General features: G+C 72.3%; 12 protein-coding genes. 4 read left to right on the top strand and 8 right to left on the bottom strand.

What is annotated here, in order from left to right; translation table 11 throughout:
- The first annotated feature begins 124 nt into the window (after nucleotides 1-124).
- Nucleotides 125-1,150, top strand: coding sequence for a 2,3-diaminopropionate biosynthesis protein SbnB (gene sbnB / locus ACZ3TI_RS23230; protein WP_465729092.1), 1,026 nt, complete (start codon nucleotides 125-127; stop codon nucleotides 1,148-1,150).
- Between the two features lie 104 nt (nucleotides 1,151-1,254).
- On the opposite strand, the gene ACZ3TI_RS23225 is transcribed toward sbnB, so the two are convergent.
- The 8 genes from ACZ3TI_RS23225 to ACZ3TI_RS23190 form a co-directional block, all read right to left on the bottom strand.
- Nucleotides 1,255-1,992, bottom strand: coding sequence for a polyprenol monophosphomannose synthase (locus tag ACZ3TI_RS23225; protein ID WP_465729090.1), 738 nt, complete (start codon nucleotides 1,990-1,992; stop codon nucleotides 1,255-1,257).
- Nucleotides 1,993-2,018: 26 nt separating this feature from the next.
- Nucleotides 2,019-2,900 (bottom strand): alpha/beta fold hydrolase, encoded by an 882-nt coding sequence (locus ACZ3TI_RS23220; RefSeq protein ID WP_465729088.1) that lies wholly within the window; start codon nucleotides 2,898-2,900, stop codon nucleotides 2,019-2,021.
- Nucleotides 2,900-3,112, bottom strand: a complete 213-nt coding sequence (locus ACZ3TI_RS23215) for an MbtH family protein (protein ID WP_465729086.1) — start codon at nucleotides 3,110-3,112, stop codon at nucleotides 2,900-2,902. Before ACZ3TI_RS23215 ends, ACZ3TI_RS23220 begins: the two co-directional genes overlap by 1 nt.
- 26 nt (nucleotides 3,113-3,138) lie before the next feature.
- Nucleotides 3,139-3,936: an enduracididine biosynthesis enzyme MppR gene (gene mppR, locus ACZ3TI_RS23210; RefSeq protein ID WP_465729084.1), complete on the bottom strand. Its 798-nt coding sequence runs from the start codon at nucleotides 3,934-3,936 to the stop codon at nucleotides 3,139-3,141.
- Complete coding sequence (locus ACZ3TI_RS23205; RefSeq protein WP_465729082.1) at nucleotides 3,933-5,048, bottom strand: aminotransferase class I/II-fold pyridoxal phosphate-dependent enzyme; 1,116 nt, start codon at nucleotides 5,046-5,048, stop codon at nucleotides 3,933-3,935. The genes mppR and ACZ3TI_RS23205 overlap by 4 nt, the downstream gene beginning before the upstream one ends.
- A gap of 59 nt (nucleotides 5,049-5,107) precedes the next feature.
- On the bottom strand, nucleotides 5,108-6,187 hold the full coding sequence (mppP, locus tag ACZ3TI_RS23200) for an enduracididine biosynthesis enzyme MppP (RefSeq protein ID WP_465729080.1): 1,080 nt from the start codon (nucleotides 6,185-6,187) through the stop codon (nucleotides 5,108-5,110).
- A gap of 171 nt (nucleotides 6,188-6,358) precedes the next feature.
- Nucleotides 6,359-7,561, bottom strand: coding sequence for a tryptophan 2,3-dioxygenase family protein (locus ACZ3TI_RS23195; RefSeq protein ID WP_465729078.1), 1,203 nt, complete (start codon nucleotides 7,559-7,561; stop codon nucleotides 6,359-6,361).
- Nucleotides 7,558-8,538 (bottom strand): methyltransferase, encoded by a 981-nt coding sequence (locus ACZ3TI_RS23190; RefSeq protein ID WP_465729076.1) that lies wholly within the window; start codon nucleotides 8,536-8,538, stop codon nucleotides 7,558-7,560. The genes ACZ3TI_RS23195 and ACZ3TI_RS23190 overlap by 4 nt, the downstream gene beginning before the upstream one ends.
- Before the next feature lie 656 nt (nucleotides 8,539-9,194).
- Between ACZ3TI_RS23190 and ACZ3TI_RS23185 the strand changes: the two genes are divergently transcribed.
- From ACZ3TI_RS23185 to ACZ3TI_RS23175, 3 genes are all read left to right on the top strand, one after another.
- A complete protein-coding gene (locus ACZ3TI_RS23185) occupies nucleotides 9,195-9,932 on the top strand; it encodes an ABC transporter ATP-binding protein (RefSeq protein ID WP_465729074.1) in 738 nt (245 codons plus the stop codon).
- Complete coding sequence (locus ACZ3TI_RS23180; protein WP_465729072.1) at nucleotides 9,926-12,520, top strand: ABC transporter permease; 2,595 nt, start codon at nucleotides 9,926-9,928, stop codon at nucleotides 12,518-12,520. Before ACZ3TI_RS23185 ends, ACZ3TI_RS23180 begins: the two co-directional genes overlap by 7 nt.
- Before the next feature lie 201 nt (nucleotides 12,521-12,721).
- The gene (locus ACZ3TI_RS23175) at nucleotides 12,722-17,629 is read left to right on the top strand and encodes an amino acid adenylation domain-containing protein (RefSeq protein WP_465729070.1); all 4,908 of its coding nucleotides are present in this window, start codon (nucleotides 12,722-12,724) and stop codon (nucleotides 17,627-17,629) included.

Below are 17,629 nucleotides of genomic sequence, written 5' to 3'. Positions count from 1 at the left end.
GGCATCGCTTTGACTATTGCATGCCAGTTGGATGATCAGCAAGATAAAACGATCAACCGCATTGCAGACTTTGTGTGTTGACACAAGGTCAAGTGTCTTGACATGGATCCAAGGAGTCTCCCAAATGAACCGAGTCCCCTCTTTCACGGTGGTATCGGGCAAAGAGGTGCATGAGGCCGTGAGTGGGCACGAAGTGCGTGTCTGTGAGGCGGTCGAGGCCGCGTACCGGCTGCACGGCGAGGGCTCGACGGTGAACCCGGACTCCTACTTCCTGCGGTTCCCCGACCGGCCCTCCTCGCGGATCATCGCCCTGCCGGCCTCGGTCCAGGGCGAGGTCAACGTCCATGGCATCAAGTGGATCTCCAGCTTCCCGGAGAACGTCGAGGCGGGCATACCCCGGGCGTCGGCGGTGCTCGTGCTCAACGACCCGGAGACCGGCTACCCCTTCGCCTGCCTGGAGTCCTCGATCATCAGCGCGGCCCGCACCGCCGCGTCCGCGGCGCTGGCCGCGGCCAGGCTGAGCGAGGCGCGGGGGGTGCGGCCCAAGCGGGTCGGCTTCATCGGCGCCGGGCTGATCGCCCGCTACATCCACACCTACCTGCGGGCGGTGGGGCTGGAGTTCGAGCAGGCGGGCGTGCACGACCTGTCCGCCGAGTACGCCGCCGACTTCGCCGGCTACCTGGGCCGCCACGAGGACGGCGAGATCACCGTCCACGGCACCGCCGAGGAGCTGATCACGTCCTGTGACCTGGTCGTCTTCGCCACGGTGGCCGGCGAGCCGCACGTCACGGACCCGGCCTGGTTCGCCCACAACCCGCTGGTGCTGCACATCTCGCTGCGCGACCTGTCGCCCGAGATCATCCTCGGCTCCTACAACGTCGTCGACGACGTCGAGCACTGCCTGAAGGCGAACACCTCTCCGCACCTCGCCGAACAGCTCGCCGGCAACCGCGAGTTCATCGACGGGACGCTCTACGACGTGCTCGTCGGCAAGACCACCCCGCCGACCGACCGGCCGGTGGTGTTCTCCCCCTTCGGCCTCGGCGTGCTGGACCTGGCGGTCGCCAAGTACGTGTACGACGAGGTGACGGCGTCCGGCGAGGCGCTCGTCGTGGCGGACTTCTTCCACGAGCTGAAGCGCCACGGCTGAGCGAAAGGGGCGCCCGGCCGACGATGCCCTCGGCCGGGCGCCCCTGCGCGCCGGTCCCGGCAGCGCTCGGTCTCAGCGGGTCCCGCTCTCAGCGGGTCCCGCTTTCAGCGGCGCTTGCCGCCGAAGCGCAACTTCCACGGGGTGAGGGCGGATTCGAGCTGCACGGCGAGACTCATCTTCGACACGCCCTGCTCGCGCTCCTCGAAGCGGATCGGCACCTCGACGATGGTGAAACCCCGCTTGACCGCGCGGTAGTTCATCTCGACCTGGAAGGAGTACCCGTTGCTGTGCACGGAGTTCAGGTCGATCGCGCGCAGCGTCTCGGCCCGCCACGCCTTGAACCCCGCGGTGGCGTCCTTCAGGCGCAGCCACAGGATCGCGTTGACGTAGGCGTTGGCCCAGGCCGACAGGAGCTTGCGGGACCAGGGCCAGTCGGAGGCGGTCGACCCGCCGGGCACGTAGCGCGAGCCGATCACGGCGGCGGCGTTCCTCGTCCGCAGCGCCTCGATCATGGCCGGGATCACCGAGGCCGGGTGCGAGAGGTCGGCGTCCATCTGGATCACGATGTCGGCACCCTCCTCCAGCGCGCGGGTCATGCCAGCGACGTAGGCGCGGCCGAGTCCGTCCTTGGCGGTGCGGTGCAGCACGCCGACGGTCTCCGGCGCGTCGGCGGCGAGCTTGTCGGCGACCTCGCCGGTGCCGTCGGGCGAGTTGTCGTCGACCACGAGCAGGTGCAGGTTCGGCACCGGCAGCTCCTCGAGCAGACCGGCCAGGATGGGCAGGTTGTCCCGCTCGTTGTAGGTCGGCACCACGACAACGGTCTTCGGGGGTACGACGGCCATCGACAGCTCCTCGGTCGGAAAACGGTTCAGGGGCCGGTCATCGGGCGCCCGTCGGGCGCCGCGCCGCCGGTTCGCGCGAGGGGGCGGACCGGAACGCCGCGGAAGAACTCCAGGATGTGCCGGTTCACCTCGTCCGGCTGCTCCATGTACCCGAAGTGTCCGGCGTGGGGGACCAGCCGATGGGCGGCGCCGGGGATGGCGCGGGCCACCTCGGCGACCAGGTGCGGGGGTGTGACCAGGTCGTCGGCGAAGCCGATGACCAGGCACGGGGTGGTGATCGCGGCGTAGTCCGCGAGGCGGGCCGGGTCCGGCGAGATGGCGAGCTGGTGCCGCAGCCCGGGGCCGGTGGACAGCGACTGCTCGAACACCGACAGCCAGTCGGAGACCTCGAGGTCGTCGTTGAGCGTGTGCGGGGACAGGTTCTGGATCGCCTGCAGCGCCGCGTGGTACCGGCGCGGCAGTGTGATGCCGGAGTCCAGCAGCTCGATCTCGGCCCGGGTCGAGGCCGCACGCAGCTGGTCGTCGCGGCCGCGAGTGGCCATCAGCACGGCGGCGGTGGCCAGTTCGGGCCGGGTCACCAGCAGTTCCTGCACCACCTGCGCCCCGAGCGAGGTCCCCACCAGGCGGCACGGCCCGGCGTCCAGGTGCTCGATCAGCCCGGCCAGGTCGGCGGCGAGGTCGCCGACCGTCATCCCCGCCTCGCCGGGGTCGCTGGGCGGCACGCCCCGGGAGTCGTACGTGATCACCCGGTAGCCGTCCGCGGCGAGCGCCGGCACCTGGTGCAGGTGCCAGGCCCGGCCGCGACCGCCCGCGCCCATGACCAGGACGACCGGCTCCGCGTCCGCTCGGCCGCGGGGCGTGTGGTCGTCGTAGTGCAGCTGTGCCCCGCGGACGGTCGCGACGCCCATCAGCGTGCGGCCATGCGGTCGGCCAGGCTCTTCGGGCGCATGTCGGTCCAGTGCTCCTCGACGTACGCGACGCAGGTCGCGCGGTCGGCGTCGGCCAGCGCGACCGACCAGCCCGCCGGGACGGCGGCGAAGGCGGGCCAGAGCGAGTGCTGGCCCTCGTCGTTGACCAGCACCTTGAAGGTCGCGTCGGGGTCGTCGAACGGGTTTGTCATCGTCTGCTCCTTCGAGGGGACGGGTCTCAGTCGAGTGCCTTGCCGGAGACGAGCGTCTCGGCGTATCCGAAGACGTGGCCGCGCCCGACCTCGACCGGCCGGAGCGAGGCGAAGTCCGCGTCGAGCACGTCGAACATCTCGAGGGTCGCGTCGCCGGACCACACCTCGGAGAACTCGACACCGGTGACGGTCGAGGTCACCAGCCCGAGGGGCGGCTGCTCACCGGCGATCCACGGCGGCGAGACACGGCTGTGCACCAGCGGCACGTTGTGCAGCGCCGGCGGCTCGGTGGCGAGCTCGGTCACGCTCACCGAGGCCCGGGCGATCCGGCGGCCGCCGGTCGAGGCGGTTCCGTGGTAGGTGCCCGCGGTGGAGCCCAGCGGTCCCGCCTTGCCGACGCGCATCGGCCGGCTCTGGAACACCTCGCCGAACTGCTTCGGCATCCCCTGCACCCAGCCGCGCAGCAGCGGCACGGGCTGGTCGACCCAGGCGTACGGGCAGCGGGCCAGCGGGCGGCCGCGGTACTCGCAGCCGAGCAGGATCAGGAACTCGCTGAACTGGCTGGCACCCGGGTCGGCCAGCTCGGCGCCGTCCTCCGAGCACCACTGCCAGTGCGCCCAGACCGCGGCGGCCCGGCCCGGGTCGGCGCCGAGGTCGAGCTCGGGCGGCAGGAACTGCGCGGCAGCCGCCGGGTCCACCCGGTAGTCGACCATGACGACCTCGCCGGAGAAGTGCCAGGGCGGTGGAGTCAGCGTGGAGGAGGTGCCGGAGGGGGAGAGCGGCAGGCTGTAGCCGCGCAGGCTGCTCGCGACGGAACTGGTCATCGAAGGTCCTCATTTCTCCAGGCGGCGGCGAGCCGCGCGGCCGCCTCCGCCAGACGGTCGGGCGAGTTCAGGCTGTACGCGAGCCGCAGGTGGGTGCCGTCCGCGCTGCCGAAGCGGGAGCCCGGCGCCACCGCGACGCCCGCGCGGTCGGCGGCGGCGATCAGCGAGGCCTCGGTGCGGCGCGGGTCGAAGGCCAGCCAGACGAAGAAGCCGCCGGCCGGGCGGTTGATCGTCACCGACTCGCCGAGGCCGGCCCGCAGGGCGGCCACCAGCGTCTCGCGCCGCAGCCGCAGTTGGTCGCGCAGCCAGGACAGGCGGCGGTCGTAGCGGCCGTCCGCCATCAGCATGGTCACGGCCAGCGAGGTCAGGTGGTTGAGCGCGCCTCCGCTGACCAGCTGTCCGCGGTTGGTCAGCGTGCCGATCAGGGCGGGGTCGGCCTCCAGCCAGCCCAGCCGCAGGCCCGGTCCGAGCGTCTTGGCGAACGACCCGAGCCGGATGACGCCGCGCCGTCCGGCCAGTTGGGCGAGCGAGGGCGGCGGGGCGGTGCGGTCCAGGCTCAGCTCCGCGTACGCGTCGTCCTCCACGATCGTGACGCCGTGCCGGGCGGCGACCGCGAGCAGCTGTCGGCGGCGCTGTTCGCCCGCGACGGTGCCGGTCGGGTTGTGGAAGGTCGGCGTCAGGTAGACGAACGCGATGTCCTCGCCGTAGGACAGGGCCCGGTCCAGGGCCTGCGGCCGGACGCCCTCGCCGTCGGCGTCTACCTCGCGCAGGCGCAGACCGTGGTCGGTCATGATGTTCCGGCCGAGGTCGTAGCAGGTGCGCTCGACCACGACGGTCCGGCCGGGCCGGCCCAGGACGCCGCACAGCAGGGCCAGCGCCTGCGAGGTGCCGGCGGTGACCATGACTTCCTCGGCCGTGCAGCCGTGGCGGGCGGCCAGCAGGGCGCGCAGCGGCTCGGCCCCGGCGTTGAAACCGTAGCTGAGCGCTGCGGGGCCGAACTCGGTGAGGGCCTCCTGGTAGAGCGGGAGCACCTCGTCGACCGGCAGCAGGCCCGGCTCCAGGTAGCCGGGTCCGAGGTCGACGACGCCGGGCGGGGAGACGGCCTGCACCACTCCCGCACGCCACCAACGGGCGTGCGGGAGCGGCGAGACCGCCGTTTGCGGTGGAACCATCAGCCCTGCTGCCCCGGGGTGTCGAGCAGGGCGGCGCGCAGCACCTTGGCGCCGGCGAGCAGGGTGGACGGGTTCCGGGAGAGCGCGATGCGCAGCATCCGGTCGCCCTCCTCCGGCCGCGCCCAGTGGAACTTCTGGCAGGGCAGCACGTAGAGGTTGCTCTTGCTGACCGCCGACCAGACGTCCAGGGCCAGCCGCGAGCCGACGTGAAGGCGCTCCACGCTGGTCCGGGCGTCCGCGTCGATGAAGCTGATGTCGGGGACGTCCGCGAGCTCGGCGCGCACCAGGGCCCGGTTGTCGGCGATGGTGCGCTGCAGGTCGGCGAGGCCGCCGTCCGCGCCGTCGTCGGCGAAGCGCTTCACCATCAGCATGATCAGCGGCGAGGTGCCGAGCAGGATGTCCGAGTGGATCTTCTCGATCGGCAGGTCCACGTTCTCCGAGCGGACCAGCCAGCCGATCTTGAGCTCGAGCGTGGGCCAGAGCTTGCCGGTGTCCTCGATGACGACCCAGCGGCAGCCGCTGGCGTCGAGGATGGCGTAGTGGTCGAACTGCGCGGCGGGGTCGAAGCCGCGGAACGAGGTGTCCAGGGCCAGCACCACGTTGTGCTCGGCGCACTGCTCGGCGAGCCGGGTCAGGCGCTCCGCGGTCATCACGCGGCCGGTGGGGTTGTTCGGCGTGGTGATGAAGACGCAGCCGACCTGCTCCAGCAGCTCGGTGGGCAGGTCGGCGTCGTGGGCCTGCTCCTCCTCGACCGGGATCAGCTTCAGGCCGACCCCGCGCAGGATGTCGGGGATGTTGTCGAACGTGGGGTGGAGCAGCGCGATCGCGTCGGAGGTGGTGACCAGGGAGCGGGCCAGGATCTCCATCGCCAGCGAGGAGGAGTAGCAGGGCAGCGTCCGCCCGGCGGCGAAGGGGTGGCTGTGCTGGCCGAGCATGCCGAAGAACGAGTCCGCGGCCTCCTGCTCGATCTCGGAGACCGGGCGCATGACGGCCTCGGCCCACAGCTCCGGCAGCTCGGCGATGACCTTGGCCTGCGCGGGCGTGAGCTGCTGGCGGGCGTGCCCGTCGGCGAGATTCATGGAACTGTTCAGGGCGAGGGTCTCGAATTGGGTCAGGTTCTCCGCGGAGACCGCCGGCGTAATTCTGTTCACAAGCACCTCTCAGGTGAGTTGGTGGTGTGCTTGGAGCCACGGCGGTTGCCGTGACTCACCGGCGCCGGGGCGCCGGGATAGGAATCGCATTACCCTCTGTCAGCAGAAGGCGAATCGGGTGAGCAATTGCTCGGCATCGTCGGTACGGTCGCCGGAGGGCAATCCGTTCTTTCCGACGAAGCGTTTGAGGTAGCCGGCACCTTCGGTGCCGCCTGAGCCGGTCATGTCCGGCAGGTAGCGGCGGCCGAATCCGTAGTGCCGGCCGCGCCAGACGTGCAGCGGTGCTTCGCCGGCGGCGAACGCCTCGCGCACGTCGGGATCGTGGGAGCCGACCGCGGCGTCCCGCAGGGACGTGAACTCGCGGAGCAGCGGGTCGTTGACCGGGGCCAGGTGCGCGAACCGCTCGTAGGTCTCGGTCTTCCGCTCGTCGTAGCCGTACACCACCAGCTCCATCAGGTGGTAGTTGAGCGACTGGACGGCGCTGGCGCTCCCGGTCGCGTCCCGGAAGCCCGCGAAGAGCTCCGGGGTCAGCGTCCGCAGCGCGAAGAAGACGACGTTCAGCAGCTCGGCGGCCGAGGCGAGTTGGCTGATCCGCAGGGCGTACTCGTCGCGGTCGCGGCCGATGGCCTCGGTCGCGCGGCGGGCCGTCCAGCGGACGAGGAAGAAGCCGATCTCGCAGGCCTGCACGGCGCGCATGAAGATGTGCTCGTCGTGCTTGTCCGAACGGCGGAACCCCGAACAGCGGTTGACCACCGCCAGGTCGTGGACCAGCGTGTCGTCGTGGTCGGCGAGCCGGACGAGCTCGGCGCTCGCCATGGTGCGGTCCGGTCCGACCGGGGAGGCGCTCAGGTGCTCGAGCACGGCCTTCAGGCGGCGCACGCGTTCCGCGCCCTCCTCGACCGTGGTCTCGTGCAGCCCGGTCTCGCGCACCTCCAGCGCGATCAGGTCGGTCATGAGCGCGTGCAGGAGCAGCAGGCTCGCCTCGTACGGGTCCGCCCGCCGGGCGAAGTACCAGCCGGCCACGTGCAGTCCGGTGTAGCGGTAGTACTCGGGGATGTCGAGGCGGCGGCTGAACGGGCGGGTCAGCAGCCGCAGGATCTCGTTCTCGTCGGTGTCCGGTCCGGCCACGGCGGCGTCGTAGCGTCCGGACAGCCGCAGGACCTCCTCCTCGGGCAGTGCGGCGAGCGGCGTGGCGTGCATCCACGCGGCCAACTCGGCGCAGGCTTCGGGCAGTTCCCGCGAGCGGGTGGGGGTGTGCGAGCGGGTCGGGGCGCCGGTCCGGGCGGCACTCACGGCGTTCACCGCTCGGACCCTCTCTCGGCGCGGCGGCCGATGACCAGGTGCTTGTCGCCGCCGGAGCGCCGGACGGTGCCGTCCTCGAAGCCGGCCCGGCGCAGCAGGTCCAGGTACTCGGCCGCGGTGCGGTGCCGGCCCTCGGTCTCGACGTGCATGGAGAGGTTCATGACGGCGGTGCCGAGCGGGCCGCCGCGGTCGTCGTCGAAGAGCCGCTCCATGATCAGGACCCGGCCGCCGGGCAGGCAGGCGTCGTGGGCCTTGCGCAGCAGTGTCACGCAGGTCTCGTCGTCCCAGTCGGACAGGATGTAGCCGAAGGCGAAGCAGTCGCCGTACGGGAGCGGGTCGCGGAAGAAGTCGCCGGGCGCGAAGTCCAGCCGGTCGCCGAGCCCGTGCTCGGCGGCGCGCGCGGCCAGGTGCGGACCGACCTGGGGGAGGTCGAACACGGTGGAGTGCAGCTGCGGGAAGGCCTTGAGGGCGGCGACCGAGAAGGGCCCGCTCGCGCCGCCCACGTCGATCAGCTGCCGGGACTCGCCCAGGTCGGCCAGGGCGGCGAGCTCGTGCGAGACGTGGTGGCTGAGGCCCCACATCGCGTTCAGGAAGCGGCCCACCGATTCCTCGTCGCGGTAGATGGCCTCGAACGGCGCCGGCGTGTCCCGGTCGGTCTCGGCCTTGCCGACGCGCAGGTAGCCGCTGAGGCGTCCGAACTGCTGGGCGGTGTCGTCGATCAGGTGCCCGACGAACCCCATCAGGTAGCGGGGGTCCTCGCGGTCGACGTAGGGCCGCACGTCCGCCGCGAGCGCGTAGTGGCCGCCGTCCGCGTCGACGACGCCGAAGGAGGACAGCACCAGCAGGAGGCGCTCGAGGGTGTCCTCGTCGACGGCCAGGGCGGCCGCGATCTTCCCGGCGCTGTCGCCGCCGTTCCGTATCAGGTGCTCGAATACGCCGTGCCGGTCCGCGACGCGCAGGGCGTGGGTGGCGTACATTCCGTAGACTGCGCGTTCCAGATCCGCAGGAATCATTTTTCTCTGCCCCCGATGCGAGAGAATGGTGAAGCGTGGTCGGCGCGGCGAATTTCCGGCTCGGTCGCCGAGGTTTTTCAGGAGTGGTGCGTTCCCGGGGCGCGGTGCGGTGCGCCCGTCGCCCGGCGGAGGAAATCGTCCGGGCCGCCGAGAAGTATTTCGGTGGGCCCGGCGGACCGGCCATCTTGTTGCCCGCAGAGTGAAATCCGCAGTTCAGAGGCGCTTTCCGGTGGCGGAGGTCGGTGGGGGGCGGGGGAGGATCCGCGAGCCCCCGGCCGGGCCGGCCCGCGGTGGGGCCGCTTCCGCTCTGGGCCCGGCGGCGGAGTCGACGCCGACTCTTCACTTCCGCTTTACCGATCATGGTCCGGAACCCGGTTCGACGGTAACTGGCGGGTAACCGGGCCATCACCGTCGAAAAGCCGCATACCGGACATCGAAATCCAGTCGGTCCGGCGCCCGCGGAAACCCGGACGGAAAGGAAGAGGCGCAGGTCGGGGCGGCTATTGGCAAGATCATTGGAGGCGTGCGGCCGAAAATCGGTTCCGGCCGGATCCGGGTTGATCAGGGAGGGCGCAGGACGGTACCGTTCCGGCAAAGGGGAATGGGTTGAAAGGTGCGCTGTGACTACTAGTGGGTACGCTCTCTTATTGGAATCCGTGACGAAAACCTACGGTTCCGGTCGCAATGTGGTCACAGCCTTGGACGATGTGACGATCGGCGTTCGGCGCGGGACATTCGTCGCGATCATGGGCCCGTCCGGTTCGGGCAAGTCCACCTTCCTGCACTGCTCGGCAGGTCTCGACCAGCCCTCGAAGGGCGGTGTGACCCTCGGCGACGTCCGGCTGGCCGGACTGGACGAGGAGCAGCTCACCGAGATCCGCCGGGAACGGGTCGGGTTCGTCTTCCAGGCGTACAACCTGCTCGACTCGCTCACCATCGCCGACAACGTGGGCCTGCCGTTCCGGCTGGCCGGCGAACCCGTCCCGATGGACCGGGTGGCCGCCGAGCTGGCGAACGTCGGGCTCGCCGACATGGGCGACCGCTACCCCGGGCAGCTCTCCGGCGGTCAGCGCCAGCGCGTGGCCATCGCCCGCGCCCTGATCACCGGGCCCGACGTGATCTTCGCCGACGAGCCGACGGGAGCGCTCGACACCCGGACCGGCAAGCAGGTGCTGCAACTGCTGCGGGGGGTCGTCGACCGGACCGGCCAGACCGTCGTGATGGTGACCCACGACCCGGTCGCCGCCTCGCACGCGGACTCGGTGACCTTCCTCGCCGACGGCCGGCTCGCCGGCGAGCTCATCAGGCCGACCCCGGACCAGGTGGCCGACCGGATGACCAGGCTGGGTGAGTGGTGAGCCGCAAGAGCGGGGCCAAGACGGCCGAACCACCGGCGGGCGTCAAGGCCAAGAAGAAGGTCAAGACGCTCTCGCGGGAGAACCTCTCGCTGGCCTGGAGCACGATCCGCGGCCGCAAGGGCGGCTTCGCGGCGGTGCTGATCGCCGTCGCGGTCGGATCCGCCGTGATCACCGCCTGCGGCATGCTGCTGGAGACCGGCATCAGCTCGGGCGTCCCGGCCGAGCGGTACCACAAGGCGGCCGTGGTCGTCGGCGGCTACCAGGCGATGGCGGTCGACGGCGACTCGGACCCGCGGCTGTCCGAACGGGTCCGGCTGCCCGCCGACACGGTCGGCAAGGTCGCCGCGGTCAAGGGCGTCGAGTCCGCGGTCGCGGACACCAACGTCCGGATGACGGTCCTGACGAAGGACTCCGTCCTGGACGGCCCGCCGGTGTACGGGCACGGCTGGTCCGCCTCCGTGCTCACGCCGTTCACGCTGCGCTCGGGCTCCCAGCCGCAGGCGGCCGACGACGTGGTGCTCGACAGCGAGCTCGCCAAGCGGGCCGGTGTCGGCCCCGGGGACTCGGTCACCCTGGTGGCCGGGTCGAAGCCGGAGTCGTACCACGTCAGCGGGGTCGCCGAGCCCGGCGTCTCGTTCGAGCGGCAGTCCGCGGTCTTCTTCACCGACGACCGGGCGGCGAAGCTCTACGACCTGCCCGGCAAGATCGACGCGGTCGGCGTGCTGGCCGCGAACGGGACCGACGCGGGCGACCTCGCGGCCCGGATCGAGAAGGCCGTGCCCGGCGTGGTCGCCGCCACCGGCGACGACCGCAGCGACGTCGAGACGCTCGACATCGGGCAGTCGCGGTCCTTCGTCATCGAGGTGGCCAGCGCCTTCGGCGCCACCATGATCATGCTGGTGGTCATCGTGGTCTCCGGCACCCTGGCCCTGCAGGTGCAGCAGCGCCGCCGCGAGCTGGCCCTGCTGCGCGCCGTCGGTGCCACCCCCCGGCAGGTGCTGCGCATGATCGGCGGCGAGGCCGTGCTGGTCGGCGGGATCGGCGCCGTGATCGGCGCCGTTCCCGGCATCCTGCTCGCCCTGCTGCTGCACTCCGTCTTCACGTCGGCCGGGGTACTGCCGGCCGGGTTCTCCCTGGAGATCACGCCGCTGCCGGTGGTGTTCGCCGTGCTGGTCTGCGTCCTCGCGGCCCGGATCGGCGGCTGGCTCGCGGCCCGGCGGGCGGCGAAGGTCAGTGCCGTCGAGGCGCTCGGCGACGTGGCCGTGGAGTCGAAGAAACTCGGCTGGGTCCGGCTCACGCTCGGCCTGCTGCTCGTGCCCGGCGGCCTGGCCGTCGCGGTCGTGCTGCCGATCGTGCTGCCCGGCGAGTCGGCCATCGAGGGCGCCGCCAGCTCCGCGCTGCTGCTGGTGATCTCCGTCGGCCTGCTCGGACCGAAGCTGTTCGGCGCCATCGCGGCGCTGCTCGGCCGTCGCCCGGGCAACGTCACCCGGTTCCTCGCGATCGCCAACTCCCGGGCCCGGGCCCGCCGGCTCAGCTCCGCGACCACCCCGCTGATCATGGGCGTGACCATGGCGTCCGCCCAGCTCTTCGGCGCCACCACGCTCGCCGCGACCGCGCAGGACCAGCTGGTCGACGGCGTGATCGCCGACCATGTGGTGACCTCCGACAGCGCGGGGATCTCGCCCGGCCTGGTGGACGAACTCCGCAAGGTCCCCGGCGTGCGCACGGTCGGCCCGGTCGCCCGGACTTCGACCATCCTCACCTGGCCCGACGACGGCGACGGCATCCAGTACAAGGTCACGGTGGCGCAGGGCGTCGACCCCGCGGCCGTACCGGACACCATGAAGCTGGACGTGCTGCGCGGCGACCTCGGCGGCCTCACCGGAGACACGGTCGCGCTCAGCCGCATCGTCTCCGGCACGGTCGGCGCCGACGTGGGCGGCACCGTCGAGGTGCACCTCGGCGACGGCACCGTCCAGAAGTCCAAGGTGGTCGCGGTCTACGAGAACGGGCTCGGCTTCGGCGACGTCACGCTGCCCAACGACGTGGTCCTCGCGCACAGCACCGACCACCTCGACCAGTGGCTGATGGTCAACGCCGACAAGGGGACGGACCTGGGCGCGGCGCTGAAGGCGTACCCGACGCTGAGCGTGCGGGACGCCGCGGCGGTCACCGTCGCCCCGACCGACGGGGGCGGCGACGGGGTCAGCCTCATGCTCAACGCCGTCCTGCTCGGCTACCTCGCCATCGCCGTCGTCAACACACTGGTCATGGCGACGGTCTCGCGGCGCGGCGAGTTCGCCCTGCTGCGCCTCGTCGGCACCCGTACCAGCCAGGTCCGGTCGATGATGCGTCAGGAGGCGGGCATCATCGCGCTGTGCGCGATCGTCGTCGGCACGATCGCCGCGCTTCCCTCGCTGATCGGGATGAGCTACGCGATCCGGCACTCCGTGTTCCCCTCCATCCCGCCGCTGATGTACCTCGGCATCGTGGTCGCGGCCGTGGCGATCGCCTGGCCCGCCGTGATGGTGCCGGCCCGGCTCGCGCTGCGTCCGCCGGCCGTGGAGGCGATCTCCCGACCCGAGTGACGGACGGGCGCAATCGCAGGTGAGGCGTGGCTTCGGCCACGCCTCACCTGTTTTCACGCGTCCCCCGCGCAACCCGCGTAGAGGGCCCGGCACGGGCAGTTTCCTCACCGCTCAAGAACGTGGAGCAGGTACCCCTCCGCACGCCAAGCTCGACCGTCGACAGATCCGCGCGCCACGCGTGTCTCTAGTGGAGGGCCGAGCATGTCCCACGGTTTTGACAACGCACTCGCCGACCCGGAGGGCCGGACGGTCCACCACGTCGTCGCCGCGCACGCCCGGCGGGACCCGGACGCGCCCGCGGTCGTCGATGCCGACCGGACCCTCACGTACGGCGAGTTGGACGAGCGCGCCAACCACCTGGCCCACCTGCTGGTCGCCGCCGGGGTGGGCGCCGAGTCGCGGGTCGGCCTGCTGATGGGCCGTTCGGGCCACTCGCCGGAGACCGTCATCGCCCTGCTCGCGGTGCTCAAGGCGGGCGGGGTCTACGTGCCGATGCACGAGAGCTACCCCGACGAGCGGGTCCGCCGACTGCTCGCCGGAACGGACTCGGTGGCGCTGATCGCGGACCCGTCGACCGCCGACCGGGCGGCGACCGCCGGGCCGGCCGTGCTCGTCCTGGACGGCACGGACCAGGGCCGGCGCCCCGACGCCCCGCAGGCGGACGTCGACGGGGAGCAACTCGCCTACGTCATCCACACCTCGGGCTCGACCGGCTGGCCCAAGGGCGTGGCCATCACCCACCGCAACATCCTGGCGCTGGCCGGGGAACCCCGCGTCCGCGCGGCCTTCGGCCGCAGCGCGCTGTTCAACGCGCCGCTCGCCTTCGACGCCTCCACCTTCGAGATCTGGGTGCCGCTGCTCAACGGGGGCCGCGTGGTCATCGCGCCCGACGAGCTGACCGCCCCGAAGCTCTCCGGGATCGTCGCCGAGCACGGTCTCGACGCCGTCTTCCTGACCTCGGCGCTGTTCCGGCTCTTCGCCGAGGAGCAGCCCGGCTGCTTCGCCGGGGCGCGCGAGGTGTGGACCGGCGGTGAGACCCCGTCGGCGAACGCCATCGAGCAGGTGCGGCGCGCCTGCCCGGACATCACGGTCGTCAACGTGTACGGCCCGACCGAGAGCACCGTGTTCGCCACCACGCACCGGATGACGCCGGGCGGCGGCCCCACCCGGGCCGCGGTGATCGGCACGGCCCTGGACGACACCGAGTCGTACGTGCTCGACGCGCGGCTGCGGGCCGTCGGCGCGGGCGAGGACGGCGAGCTGTACCTGGCGGGCGAGGGCACCGGTCGCGGCTACCTCGGACGCCCCGCGCTGACCGCCGAGCGCTTCGTGGCGAACCCCTTCGTCCCCGGCGGCCGCCTCTACCGCACCGGCGACCGGGTGCGGCTGACCGAGGACGGGCTCATCGAGTTCCTCGGCCGTGCCGACCACCAGGTCAAGATCCGCGGGTTCCGGATCGAACTGGGCGAGATCGAGGCCGCGCTGCGCGACTGCCCCGGCGTCACCGACGTCGTCGTGGTGGTCCGGGAGAACGGCCCGACGCGCAGCATCGTCGCGTACCCGACCGGGCCGGCCCCGCTCGTCGAGGGCGAGCTGCTCGACCGGCTGGCCGCCCGGCTGCCCGGCTACATGCTGCCCGCGCGCATCGTCTGGATGGACCGGCTGCCGATCAACGCGAACGGCAAGGTGGACCGCGCCGCGCTGCCCGAGCCCCCGGTGGGCGACGCGGCGTACCGCGAGCCGAGCACCGACACCGAGCGCGAGCTCGCCGCGATCTGGGCCGAGACGCTCGGCGTCGAGCGGGTCGGCGCGACGGACGACTTCTTCGCCCTCGGCGGCGACTCCGTGCTGACCATGCGGATCGTCGCGCGGGCGCGGGCCAAGGGGCTGGTGCTGAGCACGGCCGACGTCTTCGCCCACCCGACGGTCGAGGCGCTGGCCGGCACGGCGAAGCGGCTCGAGGAGGAGGAGTCGGAGGAGCCGCGGTACGAGTCGCCGCGGTCGGGCAGCTACCCGCTGACCTCCATGCAGAGCGGCATGCTCTTCGACTCCCTGATGCTCGACGACACGGCGCTGCACCTGAACCAGCTCGTCGTCCGGCTCGGCGAGGGCACCGACACCGAGCGCCTCGGCCGGGCCTGGCAGGAGGCCACCGAACGGCACGCGGTGCTGCGCACCGAGCTGCGCTGGGCCGACGTCGAGGAGCCCGTGCAGGTCGTCCGGGACGAGGTCACGCTGCCGGTGACCCAGCTCGACTGGAGCGACGTCCCGCAGGCGGAGCACCCCGCGCGGCTGCGGGAGCTGCTCGACGCCGACCGCGCCGCCGGAGTCGACCTCACCGTGGCGCCGCTGAGCCGGGTCACGATCGTGCGGCTCGGCCCGGACGACGTCGAGCTGGTCTGGACGATCCACCACGTGGTCACCGACGGGTGGAGCGCCGCGGAGCTGCTGCAGGACGTGCTCGACGCCTACCGCGGCGAGCCGGTGCGGACCCGTCCGGCGTTCCAGGACTTCGTCCACTGGCTCGCCGACCGGGACCTCACCGCCGCCGACGAGTACTGGCGCGGCCGGATGGCCGGCTTCACCAGCCCGGTGTCCGTGCCCGGCGACCGTCAGCCGCCCGAGGGCCACCGGCCCACCGCCCGGCGGACGGTGCAGGTGACCGTCCCGGCGGAGACGGCCGCGCGGGTCTCCGGGTACGCGCGGCGCACCGGACTGACCGCCAACACCCTGATCCAGGGGGCGTGGGCGATCCTGCTGGCGCGCCTCAGCGGCGAGCGCGACGTCTGCTACGGCACGAGCATGGCGGTGCGCCCGGCGGAGCTGCCCGGCATCGAGTCGATGGTCGGCATGATGATCAACACCCAGCCCGTCCGGGTCCGGGTGGCCGACGAGGAGCCGATCCGGCCCTGGCTCGCGGAGCTGCAGCGCGAGCAGGCGGCGGCGCGGGAGTTCGGGTACGCCCCGCTCAACCGGGTGCAGTCCTTCGCCGACGTGGAGCCCGGGACGGCGCTGTTCGAGACGGCCGTGGTCTTCCAGAACTACCCGTTCGACCGGTCGGTGGTCCGCGCGTTCGACGTCGAGTTCGCCACCAACTACCCGCTGGCGCTGAGCGTGTTCCCGGGCGAGTCGCTGGTCATGCGGCTGCTCTACGACGAGACGATCTTCGAGCCGGGCACCGTGGAGCGGGTCGCCGAGCGGCTGATCACGGTGCTGGACGGGCTGGCCGGCGGATCCGCGCCGAGCATCGGCGACGTGACCGCCCTGAGCGGCGCCGAGCTGGAACTCATCCTCGGCGAGTGGGGCGTGGGCGCGCCCTCCGAGTACTCCATCGAGCGGCGCATGCACCAGCTGATCAGCGAGCGCGCCGCCCGCTGGCCGGACACCGTCGCGGTCGAGCGGGGCGAGCACCGGCTCACCTACGCGGAGGTCGAGGAGCGCGCCAACCGGCTCGCCCACCACCTGGTCGAGCTCGGCGTCGGACCGGACGTACTGGTCGGCGTGTCCGTCGAGCGCGGCCCGGACCTGGTCGTCGGCGTCCTCGGCACGCTCAAGGCCGGCGGCGCGTACGTGCCGATCGACCCCGACTACCCCGCCCAGCGCGCCGCGGCGATCCTGCAGGAGGCGCGTCCGGCGGTGGTGCTCACCCACACCCGCCACGTCGACGTCTTCGCGGGCGCGACGACCCCGCTCGTCCTGCTCGACGAGGACTGGCCCGCCATCGCCGCCCGGCCGGCCACCGCCCCGCCCGACCACGGCAGCCCCCGCGACCTGCTGTACACCGTCTACACCTCGGGCTCGACCGGCAAGCCCAAGGGCACCATGACCGAGCACCGGTCCATGGTGAACACCATCGAGGCGGTCGTCCCGCTGCACGTGCGCCCCGGCGCCCGGATCTACCAGCTGTCCCCGATGAGCTTCGACGCCGCCTCGCTCGTCCTGCTGAGCACGCTCGCCGGCGGTGCCACCCTGGTCGCCCCGGTGACCACCGGCACCTACAGCGGCGCCGAACTGATCGAGCAGCTGCGCGAGGCCGACGTCACCGCGGTCACCGGGCCGCCGACCGTGCTGCCGGTGCTCGACCCGGAGGCGCTGCCGCACCTCGAGTCCATCCTCTGCGGCGGGGAGGTGCTCACCCCCGACCTCGCCACCGCATGGTCGCCGGGCCGCCGCCTGCTCAACGGCTACGGTCCCAGCGAATGCGCCGTCGCCGCGACGCTGTTCGCGGTGGAGCCCGGCGTCCGGTACGACAACGTGCCGATCGGCAGGCCCGTCCCCAACACCACCGTCTACGTCCTCGACGACCGGATGCGCCCGGTGCCGCCCGGCGTCACCGGAGAGCTCTACCTCGGCGGCGCCGGCGTGGGCCGCGGCTACGTCGGGCGGCCGGACCTGACCGCGGAGCGCTTCGTGGCCGACCCGTTCGGCGCGCCGGGCGCCCGGCTGTACCGCACCGGCGACCTGGTCCGCTGGAACCGGGACGGCACGCTGGAGTTCGCCGGGCGGGCGGACGACCAGGTCAAGATCCGCGGCTTCCGGGTGGAGCCGCGCGAGGTCGAGAACGTGCTGCTGCGGCACGAGGCGGTGGCCGAGGCCGCGGTCGTCGTCCAGGCGGACGGCGCCGGCAAGCGGCTCGTCGCCTACGTGGTGCCGCGCACCGGTACGCCGACCGCCGAGGAGCTGCGCGAGCACGTCGCTCGGCACGTGCCCGCCTACATGGTCCCGGCCGCCGTGATGCTGCTGGCGGTGCTGCCGATCAACCGCAACGGCAAGCTCGACCGGGCCGCGCTGCCCGAGGTCACCTCCCGCCCGGACGAGGAGTCGTACGTGGCGCCGGCCAACCCGACCGAGGAGGCCGTCTGCCGGATCTGGGGCGAGGTGCTGGACGTGCCCCGGGTGGGCGCCCTCGACAGCTTCTTCGACCTCGGCGGCGACTCCATCAACGCGATCCGCCTGGCCGTCCGGATGCGCGCCGCGTTCGGCGTGCCGCTCTCCCCGAGGGACCTGTTCGAGCACCGCCACGTAAGAGACCTCGCCGCCGTCGTCCAGGAGCGCATCTTCGCGAGCCTGATCGCCGCCTCCAGCGCCGAAGCGCCCGGCCGGATCTGA

The organism is Kitasatospora sp. NPDC023120, from assembly GCF_055560835.1.
Note: the sequence above shows the minus strand (reverse complement) of the source record. Positions and strands in the feature narration are given on the sequence as shown.

Bases quoted from the DNA above. Each gene is read 5' to 3' on its own strand.
- ACZ3TI_RS23225 (WP_465729090.1), bottom strand. From the start codon at position 1,992: ATGGCCGTCGTACCCCCGAAGACCGTTGTCGTGGTGCCGACCTACAAC.
- ACZ3TI_RS23220 (WP_465729088.1), bottom strand. From the start codon at position 2,900: ATGGGCGTCGCGACCGTCCGCGGGGCACAGCTGCACTACGACGACCAC.
- ACZ3TI_RS23190 (WP_465729076.1), bottom strand. From the start codon at position 8,538: ATGTACGCCACCCACGCCCTGCGCGTCGCGGACCGGCACGGCGTATTC.
- sbnB (WP_465729092.1), top strand. From the start codon at position 125: ATGAACCGAGTCCCCTCTTTCACGGTGGTATCGGGCAAAGAGGTGCAT.
- mppR (WP_465729084.1), bottom strand. From the start codon at position 3,936: ATGACCAGTTCCGTCGCGAGCAGCCTGCGCGGCTACAGCCTGCCGCTC.
- mppP (WP_465729080.1), bottom strand. From the start codon at position 6,187: ATGAATCTCGCCGACGGGCACGCCCGCCAGCAGCTCACGCCCGCGCAG.
- ACZ3TI_RS23175 (WP_465729070.1), top strand. From the start codon at position 12,722: ATGTCCCACGGTTTTGACAACGCACTCGCCGACCCGGAGGGCCGGACG.
- ACZ3TI_RS23215 (WP_465729086.1), bottom strand. From the start codon at position 3,112: ATGACAAACCCGTTCGACGACCCCGACGCGACCTTCAAGGTGCTGGTC.